The 17,611-nt window shown below is 73.4% G+C and carries 14 protein-coding genes; 6 read left to right on the top strand and 8 right to left on the bottom strand.

Annotation, left to right across the window (positions count from 1 at the left end):
* Positions 1-223: 223 nt before the first annotated feature.
* Entirely contained in the window at positions 224-3,136 is a 2,913-nt protein-coding gene (locus ACZ619_RS34010) for a helix-turn-helix transcriptional regulator (RefSeq protein ID WP_469607292.1), read from the bottom strand.
* 295 nt (positions 3,137-3,431) lie between these two features.
* On the opposite strand from ACZ619_RS34010, the gene ACZ619_RS34005 reads away from it, so the two are divergent.
* Both ACZ619_RS34005 and ACZ619_RS34000 read left to right on the top strand, forming a co-directional pair.
* The gene (locus ACZ619_RS34005) at positions 3,432-4,214 is read left to right on the top strand and encodes an SDR family NAD(P)-dependent oxidoreductase (protein ID WP_469607289.1); all 783 of its coding nucleotides are present in this window, start codon (positions 3,432-3,434) and stop codon (positions 4,212-4,214) included.
* A 108-nt stretch (positions 4,215-4,322) separates the two neighbouring features.
* Positions 4,323-4,883 (top strand): nuclear transport factor 2 family protein, encoded by a 561-nt coding sequence (locus ACZ619_RS34000; RefSeq protein WP_469607287.1) that lies wholly within the window; start codon positions 4,323-4,325, stop codon positions 4,881-4,883.
* 29 nt (positions 4,884-4,912) lie between these two features.
* On the opposite strand, the gene ACZ619_RS33995 is transcribed toward ACZ619_RS34000, so the two are convergent.
* From ACZ619_RS33995 to ACZ619_RS33985, 3 genes are all read right to left on the bottom strand, one after another.
* The gene (locus tag ACZ619_RS33995; protein ID WP_469607284.1) at positions 4,913-5,806 is read right to left on the bottom strand and encodes a dioxygenase family protein; all 894 of its coding nucleotides are present in this window, start codon (positions 5,804-5,806) and stop codon (positions 4,913-4,915) included.
* Positions 5,803-6,870, bottom strand: coding sequence for a maleylacetate reductase (locus ACZ619_RS33990; RefSeq protein ID WP_469607505.1), 1,068 nt, complete (start codon positions 6,868-6,870; stop codon positions 5,803-5,805). Before ACZ619_RS33990 ends, ACZ619_RS33995 begins: the two co-directional genes overlap by 4 nt.
* A 76-nt stretch (positions 6,871-6,946) precedes the next feature.
* The gene (locus tag ACZ619_RS33985; protein ID WP_469607283.1) at positions 6,947-8,158 is read right to left on the bottom strand and encodes an FAD-dependent monooxygenase; all 1,212 of its coding nucleotides are present in this window, start codon (positions 8,156-8,158) and stop codon (positions 6,947-6,949) included.
* A 202-nt stretch (positions 8,159-8,360) separates the two neighbouring features.
* Here ACZ619_RS33985 and ACZ619_RS33980 point away from each other — a divergent pair, with 202 nt between their 5' ends.
* The 3 genes from ACZ619_RS33980 to ACZ619_RS33970 all read left to right on the top strand — a co-directional run bounded on the left by ACZ619_RS33980 (position 8,361) and on the right by ACZ619_RS33970 (position 12,455).
* Positions 8,361-9,140, top strand: a complete 780-nt coding sequence (locus ACZ619_RS33980) for an IclR family transcriptional regulator (protein ID WP_469607281.1) — start codon at positions 8,361-8,363, stop codon at positions 9,138-9,140.
* 123 nt (positions 9,141-9,263) lie between these two features.
* The gene (locus tag ACZ619_RS33975; protein ID WP_469607279.1) at positions 9,264-10,754 is read left to right on the top strand and encodes an aldehyde dehydrogenase family protein; all 1,491 of its coding nucleotides are present in this window, start codon (positions 9,264-9,266) and stop codon (positions 10,752-10,754) included.
* Between the two features lie 51 nt (positions 10,755-10,805).
* Positions 10,806-12,455, top strand: coding sequence for a thiamine pyrophosphate-dependent enzyme (locus ACZ619_RS33970; protein ID WP_469607276.1), 1,650 nt, complete (start codon positions 10,806-10,808; stop codon positions 12,453-12,455).
* Positions 12,456-12,493: 38 nt separating this feature from the next.
* On the opposite strand, the gene ACZ619_RS33965 is transcribed toward ACZ619_RS33970, so the two are convergent.
* Both ACZ619_RS33965 and ACZ619_RS33960 read right to left on the bottom strand, forming a co-directional pair.
* The gene (locus ACZ619_RS33965) at positions 12,494-13,018 is read right to left on the bottom strand and encodes a carboxymuconolactone decarboxylase family protein (RefSeq protein ID WP_469607274.1); all 525 of its coding nucleotides are present in this window, start codon (positions 13,016-13,018) and stop codon (positions 12,494-12,496) included.
* 139 nt (positions 13,019-13,157) lie between these two features.
* Positions 13,158-13,604, bottom strand: a complete 447-nt coding sequence (locus ACZ619_RS33960) for a VOC family protein (RefSeq protein ID WP_469607271.1) — start codon at positions 13,602-13,604, stop codon at positions 13,158-13,160.
* Between the two features lie 191 nt (positions 13,605-13,795).
* Between ACZ619_RS33960 and ACZ619_RS33955 the strand changes: the two genes are divergently transcribed.
* Positions 13,796-15,040: an amidohydrolase family protein gene (locus ACZ619_RS33955; RefSeq protein WP_469607269.1), complete on the top strand. Its 1,245-nt coding sequence runs from the start codon at positions 13,796-13,798 to the stop codon at positions 15,038-15,040.
* A 48-nt stretch (positions 15,041-15,088) separates the two neighbouring features.
* On the opposite strand, the gene ACZ619_RS33950 is transcribed toward ACZ619_RS33955, so the two are convergent.
* Positions 15,089-16,570, bottom strand: coding sequence for an NAD-dependent succinate-semialdehyde dehydrogenase (locus tag ACZ619_RS33950; protein WP_469607266.1), 1,482 nt, complete (start codon positions 16,568-16,570; stop codon positions 15,089-15,091).
* Between the two features lie 14 nt (positions 16,571-16,584).
* Positions 16,585-17,604 carry a dihydrodipicolinate synthase family protein gene (locus ACZ619_RS33945; RefSeq protein ID WP_469607264.1) on the bottom strand — a complete coding sequence of 340 codons (1,020 nt, stop codon included), beginning with the start codon at positions 17,602-17,604 and terminating at the stop codon, positions 16,585-16,587.
* Positions 17,605-17,611 lie beyond the last annotated feature (7 nt).

Here is a 17,611-nt window from a genome sequence, read left to right as displayed (position 1 = left end):
CCCGGAGGCAGGCCGGGGACCGCGGGGTGAATGAATTCCCGGGACGGGTGAAACAAACAGCGGCCGGGAACCACCGGGCGCCACGGCGGGCGGGTTGCTCCGCTCAGCGGTAAGTCGGTTGTTTCCAGGGCGAGTTCAGCGGCGGAACCTGTGCCGGCCGGAGTCACGGTGTGCGGTCGCGGTGGCCCGCGGCTTCGTCACCAGTCGTCGTCACCAGTCGTCGTCACCAGTCGTCGTCCGGGGGCAACTCCGCCGCCGCGCGGGCGAGTTCCGCGCGGGTGGACACTCCGAGCTTGTGCTTGGCCGACTTCACCTGCGACTGCACGGTGTTGGGCGACTTGAACAGCTTCGCGGCGATCGCGGAGTCCGTCTCACCGGCCGCCACGAGCCGGACCACCTCCCGCTCGCGGGGCGAGAGCCGGGCACCGTACCCCTTCCTGCCGCGCCGTCCCGGTCCGCGGGTCTCGACGCCCGCCGTCCGCAGCGCCGCCGCCACCCGCTCGCCGTCGACGACCGCGCCCAGCCGGGTGTACCGCCGCAGGACGTCCCGGAGTTCGCCGACCGCCTCCTGCCGGGCGCTGCCGGGCAGGCACCGGGCCGCCGCCTCCAGCTGGCGCGTCTCCTCGTGCGGGCGCGGCAGTTCCCGCCAGGCCGCGGCCGCCCGCCGGTGCAGGTCCCGGGCCCGGGGCAGGTCGCCCGCGGCGTGCGCGAGCAGCGCACGGCAGCTGATCAGGGCCGCGTCGACGGCCGGGGCAGCGTCGCCGCCGATCCCCGCGGCCATCGCGTCCACCGCCTCCCGCGCCTCCCGCGCCGCCTCCCGACCGCCGGTGAGCAGCAGGGCCCGCACCCGGGTGGGCACGAGATCGGCCCCCCACAGCCACACCCCCGTGCGCTCGATCAGCGCGAACGGTTCCCGGGTCAGCGCGAGCGCCTCCGCCGGGTCGCCGTCGCCCAGCACCACCTCGGCGAGGACCGCGCAGGCCTCCATGACCAGTTCGGGACCCAGTCGGCTGGCCGGGTGGTCGAGCACCGCCCGCAGCCGGCGGCGCGCGTCGTCGCCGGCGCCCTCCGCGACCAGCAGCCGCGCCTCGACGACCTCGGCCTCCAGCCGGTCGCCGCCCGCGGAGCGGGCGGTGGCCACGAGCGCCGCCGCCCGCTCCCGCAGTCCCTCCCAGGAGCCCTCCAGGTAGTCCAGGTGCAGGGTGATGTCCTCCAGTACGGCCGACACGACGGGGTAGTCGTAGGTGTGCGCGAGCTCGGACGCGGCCGACAGGGCCGTCCGAGCGGTCGCGTACCGGCCCCAGATCAGCGCGCAGTGGCCGATGTTGCCCAGTCCGCGGGCCGCGTTCAGCCGGTCCCCGACCTTGATGTCGCGGGTCGGGATCCTGGCCGCCTCCCGCCAGCCGTCCGCCGATCCGAAGCGCAGCAGCACGGTCGCCAGGTCGGAGGTGAGCCGCAGTTCGGAGGCGGCGTCACGGTCCTGGAGCAGCCGGGCCGCCCGCCGGAGCCATTGCCGACGGGTGGTCAACGACCAGGTGGTCCAGGACAGATGGACGGTGTTGATCATCGCCTGCCCGGCGAGGAGGGGCTCGTCCGCGAGGAGCGGGACCGCGCGCCGCGTCTCCTCGGCGGCCTCGCTCATCCGGTCCTCCAGGATCAGGACCCGCGCGAGCTGCCAGCGCACCCGGCCCTGGTCCGGCGGTGAGAGCCCCGGGTCCTGCGCGACGCGCCGCAGGACCTCCTCGACCGCGCGGTAGGGCTCGTCGCCGCGGAACACCGCGAAGGGTGTCTTCGCCACGATCCGCGCCAGGTCCGCGGGCTCCTGCACGGTGGCGGTGGCGAGTTCCAGCAGGATGTTCGCCGCGGTCAGGTCGTCGGCGCGGCCCAGCGCGAGGTCGGCCACCCGCTCGGCGTACCGGGCCCACCCCGCCGTGTCGCCCGACAGTCTCAGATGGCGGGCCAGCCGCACGACCGGCGGTGCGGGCAGCGCGCCCAGCGCCGCGGCCGCCCGGGCGTGCAGGCGCGACCGTTCGCCCAGCGGCACCTGGTCGGCGACCGCGTCCAGGACGAGGGCGTGGCGGAACGTGATCTCGCCGCCGCCCGTGACGCTCAGCAGGTGGGCCGCCACCAGTTCGTCGAGCGCCGTGCCGGCCTCCTGGTGGTCGAGGCCCGTCACGGTGGCGAGCAGGGCGACGGTGGCCGGTTCGGCGAGCACGGCGAGGGCCCAGCCCACCGATCTGGCCGCGGTGGTGAGCCGTCCGATCCGCGCGGCCACCGACTCGCGCAGGCTGGCGGGCGGCGCGAGCGCGCCGATGCTCGCCGGACTCCCGTACGCCTGGCCGGGGTTGGCCCGCACCTGGTCGTCGAGTGTGCGGATCAGGTCCTCCAGCAGGAGCGGCACGCCCTGGGTGCGCCGGTGCAGCAGGTCCGCGACGCGCGGCGAGGCGAGCGGGCCGCTCAGCATCGACGCGACGAACTCGCGGGTGCCGGCCAGGTCCAGCGGGCCGAGCGGGATCACCCGGCCGGTGCCGCCGGTGGCGATGCGCAGGATCCGGGTCACCAGTTCCTGGGCCGGTCGCTCCTCGGTGCGCCAGGTCTCCACCACCCGCACCGGTGCGTCCCCGTCGACGGTCGCCAGGTGCAGCAGGAACTCGTGGGTGGCGTCGTCGGCCCAGTGGGCGGCGTCCAGTACCACCGTGTGGAAGCCCAGCGTCCGCACCAGTTCGGCCAGGGCCCTGAACAGCCGGTGCCGTTCGAGCGCGCCGCTCTCCGCGGGCGGCAGCGGGCCGGGCAGGATGTCCCACCACTCCGGGAACAACGGCCGCAGCGCCCCGGCGAGCCGCCCCGGCCGGCGGGGGTCGGGGGGCGTGGAGCCGAGCGCCTCCACCAGTGTCCCCATCGGGAAGGGGGTGGTGACCGGCGGGCAGCGCAGCAGCAGTACGCCGGTGCCGGCGTAGGCCGCGTCCGGCAGGGTCTCCTGGACGAAGCGGGACTTGCCGATCCCGGCCTCGCCCTCGATGACGACCAGCCGTGTCGAGTCGCGCGCCAGCGCCTCCCGGAGCCATCGCTGTTCGACGTCGCGGCCGACGAAGGCGGGCGCGGGCACACCGTCGACGGCCTGATGCGATCCACCCACCCGGTTTCCCGACATCTGCCTCATTCCCCTAGGCCGGATCCAGAGGCTCGCCCCCGTGCGCCCGCGGGTCGATGCTGCCCAATCGCCCGGGAAAGATGTTCCGGGGCGGTGCCGCGACCAAGGGCACGTTCAGTGATCACACATGGCTCTGTCCACACTTGATGCGGTGATTCCCTAAAAAATGGACACTGATCAAGGTTGACGATGAACTCTGTCGACAATACGGTCTGAGAGGGGCGCGATCACACGCGTCGGACGGTCCAGCGAAACGCGCACGAACCGTGGAGAGGTAATCATGACGAGCCAGCAGGGCCGCATGGCCGGTCGCGTCGCGGTGGTGACCGGCGTCGGCTCCGGTATCGGACAGGGCATAGCCCTGCGCTACGCCGCCGAGGGCGCCGTCGTCGTCGGTGTCGACGTCAACGCGGCTTCGGCGGACGGCACCGCCGAGGAGGCGGCCCGCGCGGGGACGCCGTTCGCCTCGGTCCACGCCTGCGACCTGACACAGCCGGACCAGGTCCGTGATCTCGTGGCCGAGATCGGCCGGACGCACGGACGGATCGACACCCTGGTGAACGCGGGCGCGATCCAGCCGCACATCGCCAGGGTCTGGGAGATGGACTACGCGTCCCAGTTCCGGCCGACGATCATCGGAGAGGTCGATCTGGTCTTCATCCTGTGCCATGAGGCGTGGAGCCTGCTGCGCGCCTCCGGCCGCGCCTCCGTCATCAACTTCGCCTCCGTCAACTCCGCCCGGGGCAGCCGCCGTACCGGAATGACCGCGCACACGGCCGGCAAGGGCGCCGTCCTCGCCATGTCCCGCCAGCTCGCGATCGAGGGCGGCGACGACCAGGTCCGGGTCAACACGATCGCACCCGGGCTCATCCAGACCGGCGCGACCCAGGCCTCCGGGTACACGGACGGCGACCTGGCCCGGTCCGTGATCGCCGCCACGCTCCTGGGACGGCTCGGAGTGCCGGACGACATCGCGCACTGCGCGGTCTGGCTCGGCTCGGACGAGTCGGGCTGGGTGACCGGGGCGAACATTCCCGTGGACGGCGGAGTGACCGCCGCCTGAGCGGCCCGGACCGACCCGGCGGGGACCCGCATGGCCGGACGGACGCCCATGGCCGGACGGACGAGCGAGACGAACGAGCGACACGAGCGACACGAGCGAGGACCACACGTGAGCGACGACGGCAGTGCCGGACGTACGAAGGAGACCTTCCCGCCACAGGCGTGGGCGCACCGGCAGGGGAAGGTGCGGATGCAGCCCCTGCGGCCGGCCGACTGGTCGCCGGACGCCCTCGCCGCCCGGGCGCAGATCGCCGACGCCTTCTACCGGTTCGGGATCGGCCACGACGAGTGCCGGGCCGACGTGGTCGGCTCCTGCTTCACCGAGGACGTCGTCTACGAGGTCGCCATGGGCTCCGCCGAGCCCTTCGCGACGTACCACGGCCGGGCCATGGTGCAGCGGAAGCTGACCGCCGTCGCGGCCGAGACGCGCGACCAGCGCCGCCATGTCATCTCCAACGTCGTGGTCGAGGACCTCGATCTGGCAGCCGGTACGGCGAAGGCGCTGGCGTTCAGCGTCGTCACCGTCGCGGCCGACGGGCTCGCGCTGGGCGCCAGCGTGTTCTACGACGCGGCGCTCCGCCGTGAGGCCGACGGCTGCTGGCGGTTCGGCTACTTCTTCATCGGCATGGACGACTTCGCCGGCGACCGGCCGGCCGCGGGCGAGAACTGACGCCCGCGGCCCCGCCCGCCGTGCGGGCGTCAGTGGCCTGCCGGGGCCAGCACGATGTCGAAACCGACCCTCGCCCAGGACCCGTCGACGGCCCGGCCGTCGGGGGTGGGGGTGCCGGCGGGCTGGGTGAGGAACTCCTTGACCAGCGACGGCCTGACCCCGAAGACCGCGTCGCGGTCGAGCAGTTCGTCGCCGCGCACGAAGATGTGCGTGACCAGCTCCCGCCGGCCGGCCGCCCGGACCAGGAAATGCAGGTGGGAGGCGCGCATCGGGGAGCGGCCCGCGGCTTCGAGGAGACGGCCGACCGGCCCGTCGTGCGGGATGGGGTACGGCGTCGGGGTGACGCCCCAGAACCTGAAGGAACCGTCGGCGTCGGTGTACAGGTGCGCGCGGGCGGCGACGCGGCCGTCGGAGTACTGGACGTCGTAGAGCCCGTCCGCGTCGGCCTCCCAGACCTCGATCAGCGCCCCGGGCACGGGGGCGCCGTCGGTGCCGGTGACCGTTCCCTCGACCCAGCAGGGTTCGCCGGGCGCGCCGGACGTCAGGTCGCCGCCGAGCGGGATCCGCGGTGAGCCCTCGACGAAGAAGGGCCCCCACACCGTCGCCTCGGTGGCGTTCCCGTGGGCCTCGTTGTTGACCGTGATGGTCTGCATCGAGGCGCCGAGGACGTCGGAGAGCAGGATGAACTCCTGACGCCTGTCGTCCGTGAGGTGACCGGCCTCGGTGAGGAATCCGATGGCTTCGTTCCATTCCGCCTCGGTCAGCCGGGTCTCCCTGATGAAGGCGTGCAGGTGTCCGGCCAGAGCGGTCATCAGCTCCTTGAGCCGCGGGTCCGCGCAGCCGTCGAACGAGCGCAGCACCCGCTCGGTCAGTTCCTCCTCGCGCCGGGCCTGCTCCGCCGGTCCTCCGTGGGTGCTCGTCATGACGTGGTGCTTCCTTCCCATGCCGCGCGCAGCAGCGCGGACACGTTCTCCTCGGTGACGGGGGCGGGGTTGCCGGCCGGGACCGCGGCCAGGACGGGTGCGACGGCCCGGGCGATGCCGCTCTCGGGCATGCCGTGGTCCTTGAGCGCCCGTGGCGCGTGGAGGCGTTCGTACAGGGCGGCCAGCGCGGCCGAGGAGTCTCCCGGGCCGAACCCGCCGCCGAGGGCCTCGGCGACGCGGTGTTCGGCCTCGGGCGCGTGGGGCGCGTTGAGGGCGAGCACGTGCGGGAGCACCACGGCGTGGGTCTGCGCGTGGGGCAGGCCGAACATGCCGCCCAGCACATGGCAGATCTTGTGGTGGAGGCCGGCGCCGGCCGAGGCGAAGGCGGTCGCGGCCAGGTAGGCGCCGTACAGCGTCAGCTCGATGCCGGCGGTCCCGGAGGGGTCGTCGGCCACCGCCGGCAGGCCGTCGGCCAGCGCGCGGATGCCCTCGCCCGCGAGGGCCCGGTCGATCGGGTCGCCGTGCGGTCCCCACATCGAGTCGACGCAGTGCGCCAGCGCGTTGAGCCCCGAGGCCACCGCGAGATCGGCGGGCAGGGTGGCCAGCAGCGCGGCGTCGTACACGACGGAGCGCGGCAGCACGGTGTCGTCGGTGCCGGTCGTCTTGGTGTGCCCTTCGGTGAGACCCCACACTCCGGTCGCCTCCGAACCGGCGTACGTCGTCGGTACGGCCACGATCGGGAGCCCGGTGCCGAGCGCCACCGCCTTGGCCAGCCCCGTGGCCGAGCCGCCGCCGACGCTGACGACGACGTCGGCACCCGAGGCGACGGCCGCCTCGCGGGCCCGCCGGGCCGCCTCCACCGGCACGTGCATCACGACCTCCTCGTGGTGCAGCACGACCGGTATCCGCGCCGAGAGGCGGCCGGCCAGGCGGGCGTGGCGGCCGGACGCGATCAGCATGGCCCGCGACGCGCCGAGCACCGCCAACTCGTCCGCGGCCGCGGACGGCGCCGCGCCGGAGGCGAAGACGATCCGCTGGGGCAGTGTCCGGTGCACGAAACGCATCCCGGGTTCGCTTCGTCGGTCCCCTCGTTCGCGGGCCGCCGCGTCACCTGCGGCCACCCGCCCGTGGACCGCCGCGTCAGCCGTGGTCACGGGTCGTCCCCGCGAGGGCGGTCTCCGGGTCGTAGCCGTAGATCCACGCGTTGGCGACCAGGGGGTCCTCCCGTGCGTAGCGGGCGTCCCGCTCGCGCTGCTCGGGGCCGTCGGCGAGGTGGTTGACGTGGGACCGGCCGTGGCTGATCTCCTGGAGCCTGGCGGTCCGGGGGACGCGCAGCGCCTCGTACCGCCGCAGGGCCCCGGCCGGGTCGGCGCCGCCGTCCGCGAGGCACCGGGCCAGGACCGCGGCGTCCTCGATCGCCTGAGCGGCGCCCTGGGCGAAGAACGGGAACATGGGGTGGGCGGCGTCGCCCAGCAGCGTGGCGCCGCCGACCGTCCACCGGGGCAGGGGTGCGCGGTCCAGCAGGGCCCACCGGCCGGGTGTCGCGGATGCGCGGACGAGTTCCGCGAGCCGGGGGTCCCAGTCCTGGAACTCGGCGAGGAACTCCTCCACGGTGGTGGTGGCGGTCCACGACTCCACGGTGTAGTCACCCGCCGGCGCGAAGGCGACGAGGTTGACGAACCGTCCCGCGGAGACGGGATAGTGGACCAGATGGCGGCCGGGGCCGATCCACAGCGTCTGGGCGGCGCGGCGCGCGAAGTCCGGTGCCCGGTCCGCGGGGACGAGCGCGCGGAAGGCGCAGATGCCCGAGTACGCGGCCGGTGAGGCGCCGAAGAGGGCCCCGCGCAGGACCGAGTGGACGCCGTCGGCGCCGATCACGATGTCGGCCTCCACCCGGGTGCCGTCGGCGAAGGCGACGCGCAGGTTCTCGCCGTGGCTGTCGACGCCCACGCACCGGCGGCCCAGCTCGATGCGGTCCGCCGGGACCCGGGACCGCATCGCCGTGAGCAGGTCGGCCCGGTGGGCGGTGTAGGTGTGCTCGCCGTAGAGCCGTTCGCAGGAGGCGGCGAGGTCCTCGGCGGAGAGCACGGTCCCGTCCTGCCAGCGCCGGAACTCCCAGCCGACGTCCAGGCGTACGGCGTGCTCGCGCAGCGCGTCGAGCGCGCCCAGCCTGCGCAGCTGCCGCGCGGCGTTGGGCGCCACGACCAGGCCGACGCCGACCTCGCCCAGTCGCGGTGCCTGCTCGTACACGGTGCTGGGCAGCCCCTCGCGGTGCAGGAAGGCTGCTGCGGCGAGGCCGCCGATGCCGCCGCCGAGGATCGCGATCCTCGGCGGGGTCTCGTACGCGGTCATGAGGAAGCCCCTCTGTTCTTCGCCCTTCCCGGGCGGTCCCGAGGCGTGTCGGCCGATGGGACGGCCCGGGCCGGTGGCCCGCGGGCGCCGTGCGGCGTCCGGCGCGATCAGGTTGCCCGGACCGGGGATACCGGGGGCATCATGGGCCATTGAACGAACATTCCGGTCCTGCCGGCCGACGGGAGAAGGAGCTGACGACCGTATGCCGCGAACCAGCGAACCCGGGCGGAGCGTGAGTTCCCGCCTGCTCGACCTGCTGTTCTCCTTCGAGTCCGGGCAGACGGAGCTGAGTCTGGCCGAACTCTCCCGCAGCACCGGACTGCCGCACCCCACCGCCCGCAGACTGGTCCGGGAGCTGACCGCGGCCGGCGCGCTCGAACAGCGTGAGAACGGACGGTTCGTCGTCGGGCTGCGGCTGTGGCGGCTGGGCACCCTGGCACCGCTGACCGAGTCGCTGCGCACGATGGCCCAGCCCTACATGGACGACCTCTACGGAGCGCTCCACCAGCATGTGCAGCTCGCCGTCCTGGAGGGCCGCGAGGCCGTCGTCATCGAACGGCTGTCGGCGCCGCGGGCGCTCGACCTGGTCTCCGGGGTCGGCGGCCGGCTGCCGCTGCACTGTTCCGGGGTCGGCAAGGTCCTCCTCGGTCACAGCGGCGCCGAACTGATCGAGCGGGTGCTCGCGGACGAGCTGCGGCGGTTCACCCCGCACACCGTCACCGACCCGGACGCGGTCCGCCGTGAACTCGCCGAATGCCGGCGCACGGGCAGCGCGCTGGTGCGCGGCGAGCTCACCGAGGGCGCCGACTCGGTCGCCACCCGGATCATGGACCAGCAGGGCCGGGTGGTCGCGGCGCTGTCGGTCGTCGTCCGCACCGGTTCGGTGCAGCCGCAGGCCGTGCTCCCGTCGGTGATCACCAGCGGCCTGGCGATCTCGCGGAGGCTGGGCTGGCAGCCGGGGACCAGGGCCCGGCAGGGCTGAGCCGTCCGGATGGTCATTCAACGAACAGGCTCGTTGTCTGCCCGCGGGTGACTTCGGATACTTCCCGCGGAGCGGGCGCACCGGCTGTGCGCCCGGGTCCCGAGCCGCGGAGGAGACACCCTGATGTCAGCCATTGCAGCACCGCCCGCCGAGCCGTCGCAGGCCGTGACGTCCGACCTGTTCATCGCCGGCCGGACCGTGGCGGCCGAGGACGGCCGTTACGTCGAGACGCGCGAGGCTCTCACCGGCAAGCCGATCGCCCGGGTGGCCGCGGCGTCGGCCGCCGACGCGCACAGCGCCGTCGACGCGGCGGCGGCCGCCCTGCCAGCCTGGGCCGCGCTGCCGCCGGCCGGGCGGCGGGCCGTGCTCGCGCGGGCCGCCGAACTCTTCGGCGAACGCGCCGCCGAACTCGCCGAGGTCATGGGCCGCGAGATGGGCGCCACCCGGCCGTGGTGCGGCTTCAACGTCCATGTCGCCCAGGGCATGCTGACCGAGGCCGCCGCGCAGGCGTACTCCGCGGTGGGCGAGGTGATCCCCTCCGACGTGCCGGGGCTCACCGCCCTCGGGGTACGCCGGCCGGCCGGCGTCGTGGTCGGCATCGCCCCCTGGAACGCACCGCTCATCCTCGGTGTCCGCGCCATCGCGATGCCCCTGGTCTACGGCAACACCGTGGTGCTGAAGTCGTCGGAGCAGACACCGCTCACCCAGGCGGCCATCGTGCGGATCCTGCACGACGCCGGCGCGCCCGCCGGCGTCGTCAACCTGGTCAGCAACGACCCCGGCGACGCCCCCGCGGTGGTGGAAGCCCTGATCGCCCACCCCGCGACGACGCGCGTCAACTTCACCGGCTCGACCCGGGTGGGACGCGTCATCGGCGAACTCGGCGGGCGTCACCTGACCCGGACGGTCCTGGAACTCGGCGGCAAGGCGCCGTTGCTGGTGCTGGACGACGCGGACCTCGGGGCGGCGGCCGCGGCGGCCGGGTTCGGCGCCTTCATGAACCAGGGCCAGATCTGCATGTCGACCGAGCGCGTCATCGTCCAGCGGCCGGTCGCCGACGAGCTCAGCGCCCTCCTCGCCGAACGCGCCGACCGGCTCGTGGTGGGCCCGCCCGACGACGCCGCCTCCCAGGTCGGCCCTCTCGTCCACGCGGGCGCCCGCGACCACGTCCTCGCCCTGATCGAGGACGCCGTCGCGCACGGTGCGCGGGTGCTGGCCGGCGGGACGTCGGACGGGCTCTACGTCCGGCCCACCGTGCTGCGCGGGGTGACACCGCAGATGCGGATCTACCACGAGGAGACCTTCGGACCGGTCGTCTCCGTCATCGAGGTGGCCGACGACGAGGAGGCGGTGGCCAGCGCCAACGACACCGAGTACGGCCTGTCCGCGAGCGTCTTCGGCCGGGACGGCGGACGGGCCCTGGCGGTCGCTCAGCGCATCCGCTCCGGCATCTGCCACATCAACGGCGCCACCGTGCACGACGAGCCGCAGATGCCGTTCGGCGGGGTCGGTGCCAGCGGCTGGGGCCGGTTCGGCTCACGCGCGGCGCTGGAGGAGTTCACGGAGCTGCACTGGGTCACCATCCAGTCCGGTGAACGCCACTACCCGATCTGACCGTTCCGCGCCGCGCACCCCGTCCGACCTTCCGCCAGGAGACCGCACACCGTGACCACCGAAAGCAGCAGCGATCCGGACTCCGCGCCCCGGACCGTACGCGACGCCGTCCTCGACGTGCTGCGCCGCTACGGGATGACCACCGTCTTCGCCAACCCGGGCTCGACCGAGATCCAGTTCCTCACCGGCCTGCCCGACGACATCGCGTTCCGCCTCGCCCTCCATGAGGGTTCCGTGGTCGGGATGGCCACCGGGTGGGCGATCGCCTCCGGCCGCCCGGCCTTCGTCAACCTGCACACCACCGCAGGTCTGGCCAACGCCGCCGGCGCCCTCGCCACCGCCCGGACCAACCGGGCCCCGCTCGTCGTGGTGGTCGGGCAGCAGGACCGGCGCCATCTCGCGCACGACCCCTTCCTGACCGGGCGGCTCGACGGGCTCGTCGGGGACTACCCGGTGTGGACCGGTACCCCGGCACGCCCGCAGGACGTACCCGCCGCCGTCGCCCGGGCCCACCACGAGGCCGTCACGGGCGCGGGACCGGCCATCGTGGTCGTGCCCATGGACGACTGGCTCCAGCCGGCCGAGGACCGGCGGGGCGCCGCTCCGCTCGCGCTGCGCCGCGGCCCGGCCGTCCCGGGGCCCGCCCTGGACGAGCTGGCCGAGCGGGTCGCGGGCTCCCGCGGCCCGGCGCTGGTCGTCGGTGCCGCCGCCGACGACGAGGACAGCTGGACCGCCGTGGCGGCGCTGGCGGAGCGGCTCGGCGCCCCGGTGTGGCAGGAGCCGTTCGGGGCCAGGGCGGGGTTCGCGCAGGACCACCCCTCCTTCGCGGGTCACCTCCCGCCCGGGCGCTCGGGCGTACGCGCGGCCCTGGCCGGGCACGACCTGCTGCTCGTCCTCGGCGCGCCGGTGCTGCGCCAGTACCCCTGGGAGCCCGGCGACCTGCTGCCGGAGGGCACGGCGGTCGTCCAGGTCACCCCGTACGCCGACGAGACCCACCACAGCGTCGCCGATCTCGCGCTCGTCGCGGAGGTGTCCGCCACCTGCCGGGCGCTGCTGGAACGGCTCGGCGAACGGGCCACGGCGCGTCCCGTGGCGCCGGCCGCGCGCCGTGCCCGGCCGGCGCCTCTCCCGGAGCCCGCCGACGGTGAGCCCCTGCGTCCCGGGCACGTGTTCGACCTGCTGGCCGCCGGTCTGCCGCGGGACGCCGTCCTCGTCGAGGAGTCGCCGTCGAGCCGGCCGGAACTGCACCGCAGGGTGCCGGCCCGCGCGCCCCTGGGTTTCGTCAGCGCGGCCGCCGGCGGTCTCGGCTTCGGCCTGCCGGCCGCGATCGGTCTGAGGCTGGCCGCGCCGGAGCGGCCGGTGGTGGCCGTGCTCGGCGACGGCTCGTCGATGTACGGCATCCAGGGACTGTGGAGCGCGGCCCATTACGACGTCGGGGTGCTCTTCGTGGTGCTGTCCAACGGGGGCTACGCGATCATGGACCGGCTGGCCGAGCAGTCGGGCCGGGGCAAGCCGCCGTGGCCGTCCTTCGCCGAGGTCCGCATCGCCGACGTCGCCGCCGGTCTGGGCTGCCCCGCTCTGCGGGTCGACTCCTACGGGCAGCTCGCCGCGCTCCTCCCGGGGGTGCTCCGGGACCTGGCCGACAGGACCACGCCGCTGCTGCTCGACATCGCGGTGGCCGCCGATCCCAGCTACGGATAGCGCCGCGCCGCCGCGTGTCCGGCGGCGCGGCGGGTTCATCAGGCGCTCGGTGTCTCCTCGACCCCGAGCGCCACGACCAGACGGGACACCATGTTGTACGCGGCGGCCGTGGTGACCAGTTCGACCACCTGGGCCGGCGCGAACAGCCGGCTCACCTCGTCGAACAGCTCGTCGGGAACCGTGATGTCACGGGTGACGACATCGGCCAGCCGCAGGGCGAGGCGCTGCGCCTCGCCGAACGGGCCGTCGGCGGCGGGGTCGTCGGTGCGCAGCGCCGCGAGCTGCTCGGGGCCGAGCCCGGCCGCCTCCGCGTCCGCGAGGTGGGAGTCCCACTCGTACGGCGCGTCGTTCAGTACGGCGATCCGCAGGACGATGAGTTCGCGGAGGTCGGCGGCGAGTCCGCCACCGCGGCGGATCGCGCCCAGGAACGAGTTCCAGCCGTCCGCGAGCCCGGGCGAGTGCAGCAGGACGCCGTCGATCGGGCGGAGCCGGCCGCCCGGCCGCCGGGCGCGGATCCGCTCCGCCACCGCGCTGTCTTCTCCCGCGTCCGGAATGCGTGCCACGACGATTACCTCCTCAGGGAAACGATGGCGCAACCTTACCTTAGTGTCGACAGATTCAGTGATTCAGATTCCGTGAATCGGCCTTTCATCGACCTTTACGCCTCAATCTTTCGCCATAGTGTCGACAGATTTCCCTCACCTACTCCCCGCCCCCGACCCGGTCGCGGTTGATGATCTCGATGAGATTGCCCCAGGGGTCGGCCACGTACGAGAACAGGGCGCCGGGACGAGGGGCCGGCGAGGGCTCGATCCGGGGGGACGCCCCGGCGGAGACGAGACGGGCGAACTCCGCCCGGACGTCCTGGACGCGGAGACAGAAATGCCCGTAGCCGAGGGTCAGGACGGCCTCGTCGGGGGTCGCCGCCGACATTCCCGCCCGCGCCCCCGGGCAGTGCAGCAGTTCGAGCCGGTAGCCGCTCGGCTCGTGCAGGAGCATCACCCCCCGCAGATCCGTGCCGGGCACGGCGAAGGGCGCGCCGGGCGTGAGGTCCAGCGCCTCGCTGTACCACGCGGTCGCCGCCTCCAGGTCGGGAACGTTCAGTCCGATGTGGTCCAGGGCGACCGGCTGCCGTTGGCGGTCCGTCATGGTGTCTCCTCGCGCTGTCGATGGGTCACTGCGTCAGACCTCTCCCATAGTGCCGACACTTAGACTGGATAGTCGATCAGAATTTCCCATTCAACTGGGCATCTTCCGCCCTACTTGCGACACGGCTAAGATATCTGTCGACAGATAACGGAAAGCGGGCGGCTCGCCCCTCACTACGGAAGGCGGAGTCCGTGGCTTCTCACCTGTTCACCGGCGTACGTGTCTTCGACGGCACCGGAGCCCTGCCCCGCCCCGGCGAGGTTCTGGTGGAGGACGGCCGGATATCCCTCGTCACCGACGCGGTGCCGGACGACCGCCGCACCGGGGCGTCCGTCGTCGAAGGCAGGGGGCGGGTACTGATGCCGGGGCTCGTCGACGGACACGCCCACCTCGGCTTCGGGTCATCCGTGGAGCACCTCTCCACCCGGCTGGAACCCGACGAGGAGAAGGCCCTGCTGACGGCCCACTGCGGCCGGGTCATGCTCGACCACGGTTTCACCAGCTGCTACTCCGGCGGCAACCGGATGCCGAAGGCCGAGATCGCCGCGCGCAAGGCCTTCGGCGAGGGCTGGCTCCCGGGGCCCCGGCTGCGAGCCGCCTCCTGGGAGGGCAGCGCCGGGAACCTGGCACCCGGCCGGTACGACTTCTCCGGTGTGGCCAACCGCGTCCCCGACCCCGGGGCGGTCGCCGCCTTCGTGCACGCGATGGCCGACCTCGGAGTCGACATCGTCAAGCTCAGCCTGACCGGCGAGAGCGCCGTCGACGAGGGCACCTCCCGCATCCTGCAGTTCTCGGAGGGCGAGGTCGCCGCGGCCGGTGAGGCGGCCAGGGAGCGTTGCGTCTGGCTGACCGCGCACGCGCACTCCGCCGAGGCGATCACGATGGCGGTCAAGCACGGTGTCCGCGCGATCTACCACGCCTCCTTCGCCGACGACGCCGCGGTGGCCGCGCTCGCCGAGGCCAGGGACCGGGTCTTCGTCGCACCGACACCGGGCATCCTCTGGGCTCACCTCAACGACAAGGAGCACCCGCCGACCGAGGGGATGGAGACCCGCACCACCATCGAGGCGGTCTCCAGGGTGGCCCCCGCACTGCACGAGGCGGGTGTCCGGCTCGTGATCGGCGGGGACTACGGCTTCGGCTTCAACCCGATCGGGCACAACGCTCGCGACCTCCGGCTGTTCGTGGACTGGTTCGGTCTGAGCCCCGCGGAGGCGCTGAGCTGCGCGACCCGCAACGGCGGCCAGATCATGGACATGGGCGACGAGCTCGGCCTCGTCAAGGAGGGCCATCTCGCCGATCTCCTCCTGGTCGACGGGGACCCGACCGACGACGTGTCGATCCTGGAGGACCCCGCGAACCTCTCCCTGATCATGAAGGGCGGATCGGTCCACAAGGCGGCCCCCGACGCCGTACCGGCTCCCGCGCCCCGCTGACCCGTCGGCACGCGGAGCCGGTTCCCGCAGGCCCCGCGGGGGGGCGGCTCAGGAGGCGCCGGCGCCCTCCCAGGCCAGGTACTTCATCTCCAGGTACTCGTCGATGCCGTAGACGGATCCCTCGCGGCCGAGCCCCGACTGCTTCACACCCCCGAACGGAGCGATCTCGGTGGAGATGAGACCGGTGTTGATGCCGATCATCCCGGTCTCCAGGGCGGCGCTGACCCGCCAGGTCCGTTCGGCGTCGGAGGTGAAGAGATAGGCGGCCAGGCCGTACTCGGTCGCGTTGGCCGCCTCGACGGCCTCGGCCTCCTCGGTGAACCGGATGACCGGCAGCACGGGCCCGAAGGTCTCCTCCCGGGTGATCCTCGCCCCTTCCGGCACACCGCTCAGCACGGTCGGCTCGAAGAAGAGGCTCCCGGACCGGTGCCGGCCGCCGCCACAGCGCACGGTGGCTCCTCGCGCGACGGCGTCGTGGACGTGCTCCTCGACCTTGGCGACCGCGTCGGTGTCGATCAGGGGTCCGATGCTCACTCCGGGCGTGAGCCCGTCGCCGACGGCGAGTTCACCGACCCGGCGGGTCACCGCCTCGACGAACCGGTCGTGGATGCCGGCCTGGACGTAGACGCGGTTGGCGCCGACACACGACTCCCCGCTGTTGCGGTACTTGGCCGTCAGCACCCCCTCGACGGCGCGGTCGAGGTCGGCGTCGTCGAACACCAGCACGGGAGCGTTGCCGCCGAGCTCCATGGAGACCTTCTTGACCGTGTCCGCCGCCTGGGCCAGCAGCAGCCGGCCGACCTCGGTCGAACCGGTGAAGCTGATCTTCCGGACGAGCGGGTTGCCGGTCAGCTCCGGCCCGATCTCGCGCGGATCACCGGTCACCACGTTGAACACCCCCGCGGGCACGCCGGACCGGTCGGCGAGCTCGGCCAGCGCCAGCGCGGTCAGCGGGGTCTGCTCGGCGGGCTTCACGACCATCGTGCAGCCCGCGGCCAGCGCCGGAGCGGCCTTGCGGGTGATCATCGCGGCGGGGAAGTTCCAGGGCGTGATCGCCGCGCACACACCGACCGGTTCACGCAGTACGACGACCCGGCGGGAGCCCTGCGGTCCGGGGAAGACGTCCCCGCGGACGCGTTTGGCCTCCTCCGCGAACCACTCGATGAACGAGGCGGCGTACGCCACCTCGCCCCGGGCCTCCGCGAGCGGTTTGCCCTCCTCCAGCGTGATCAGCCGGGCGAGGTCCTCGGCCGCGTCGGTCACCGACTCGTACCACCGGCGCAGCACCCGTGCCCGGTCGGCCGCGGACCGGGCGCGCCAGGCCGGCAGGGCGCGGTGCGCCGCCGCCACGGCCTCAGCGGTGCGCTGCCGGTCGAGCGCGGTGACGACGGCGAGCCGTCCGCCGGTCGCCGGGTTGTCGACCGGCAGCCCGGCGGACTCACCGCCGTCGGCCCAGGCCCCGTCCACGTACGGCTTGGTGCGCACCAGGGCCGGGTCGGTCAGGCCGAGTGAGGAACTGAGCTGTGTCATGGCTTCTTCCTCGGTCAGGCGGGGTTGCGGCCGACGAAGAACTCCCGCAGCGGGTCCATGCTGGGTTCGAGGCCGGCGTCGGCGAGTCCCTTGCGCAGGGCGAGCATCTGCTGGTCGTGGATGCGCTGGGTGGGCTGGCGGAGGGGACCTCCGTTGTAGCCCTGGAGCCAGCCCTGGAACTTCCAGGCCTGCCGGTTGATGAAGTAGCCGCCGTGCAGGGCCGGCGACAGGGCCTTCGCCACCTGGCGCGCGGGGTGCATCTGCCAGTAGATCTCGGCGGCCCGGTCGTGCTCGCCCTTGCGGAGCAGTTCCATCACCCGGGGCACGAGCGGACCGTAGAACTCGTGGTTGCTCGTCGCGGAGAGCTGGATCGGCATGATCTGGGAGAGCGGGATGAGGTCGCTCTCGATCGGCATCGAGATCACGACCTCCTCACCGAAGTGGCGGTTGCACTCGATGATTCCCTGGATGCTGGGGAATCCGCCCTCCGCCTTGATCGCGGCGATGTTGGGGCACGCGTCGAGCAGCCGGCGGATCAGGCGGACCGGGATGTCCGACGGGTGGATGCGGGGGCTGAACCCCCACAGGTACATCGGGAACAGCAGCACGGCGAGGTCGGTCGCGTCACAGAACGCCTTCGTGTACGCGAAGATGTCGTCCTCGGACTCCGGGTAGAAGTTGGGCGGGTAGGACAGCAGGACGAACTCGGCGCCCGTCTCTTCCGCCGCCTTGACCGCCACGATGTTCTGTTCCAGATTGCTGAAACTGGCGTGGTGGGTGAGGACCAGCCGGTCACCGGCCTCGTCCTTGACGATCCGGAGGAAGTCCAGGTACTCGGGCAGGGTGATGGAGACCTCGGAGACGCCGAGGGTGCCGATGAACCCGTGCTCGATGGCGAGCCGGGTGTCGTGACGGATCGCGGTCTCGTTCAGCGCCCCCAGGTCCCGCGTGAAGGAGGGGATGGTGCAGTTGACCGCCCCGACCAGGGTCTCCCTGGCCCACTGCCGGGCCTCGCCCCTTGTGTAGCGCGCCATGTGCGTC

It is taken from the genome of Streptomyces sp. NPDC104367, from assembly GCF_055583825.1.
Note: the sequence above shows the minus strand (reverse complement) of the source record. Positions and strands in the feature narration are given on the sequence as shown.

What these genes read in the sequence shown, in the direction of transcription:
- ACZ619_RS34005 (WP_469607289.1), top strand. Translation starts at nt 3,432, where the DNA reads ATGACGAGCCAGCAGGGCCGCATGGCCGGTCGCGTCGCGGTGGTGACC.
- ACZ619_RS33995 (WP_469607284.1), bottom strand. Translation starts at nt 5,806, where the DNA reads ATGACGAGCACCCACGGAGGACCGGCGGAGCAGGCCCGGCGCGAGGAG.
- ACZ619_RS33990 (WP_469607505.1), bottom strand. Translation starts at nt 6,870, where the DNA reads ATGCGTTTCGTGCACCGGACACTGCCCCAGCGGATCGTCTTCGCCTCC.
- ACZ619_RS33985 (WP_469607283.1), bottom strand. Translation starts at nt 8,158, where the DNA reads ATGACCGCGTACGAGACCCCGCCGAGGATCGCGATCCTCGGCGGCGGC.
- ACZ619_RS33980 (WP_469607281.1), top strand. Translation starts at nt 8,361, where the DNA reads ATGCCGCGAACCAGCGAACCCGGGCGGAGCGTGAGTTCCCGCCTGCTC.
- ACZ619_RS33975 (WP_469607279.1), top strand. Translation starts at nt 9,264, where the DNA reads ATGTCAGCCATTGCAGCACCGCCCGCCGAGCCGTCGCAGGCCGTGACG.
- ACZ619_RS33960 (WP_469607271.1), bottom strand. Translation starts at nt 13,604, where the DNA reads ATGACGGACCGCCAACGGCAGCCGGTCGCCCTGGACCACATCGGACTG.
- ACZ619_RS33950 (WP_469607266.1), bottom strand. Translation starts at nt 16,570, where the DNA reads ATGACACAGCTCAGTTCCTCACTCGGCCTGACCGACCCGGCCCTGGTG.
- ACZ619_RS33945 (WP_469607264.1), bottom strand. Translation starts at nt 17,604, where the DNA reads ATGGCGCGCTACACAAGGGGCGAGGCCCGGCAGTGGGCCAGGGAGACC.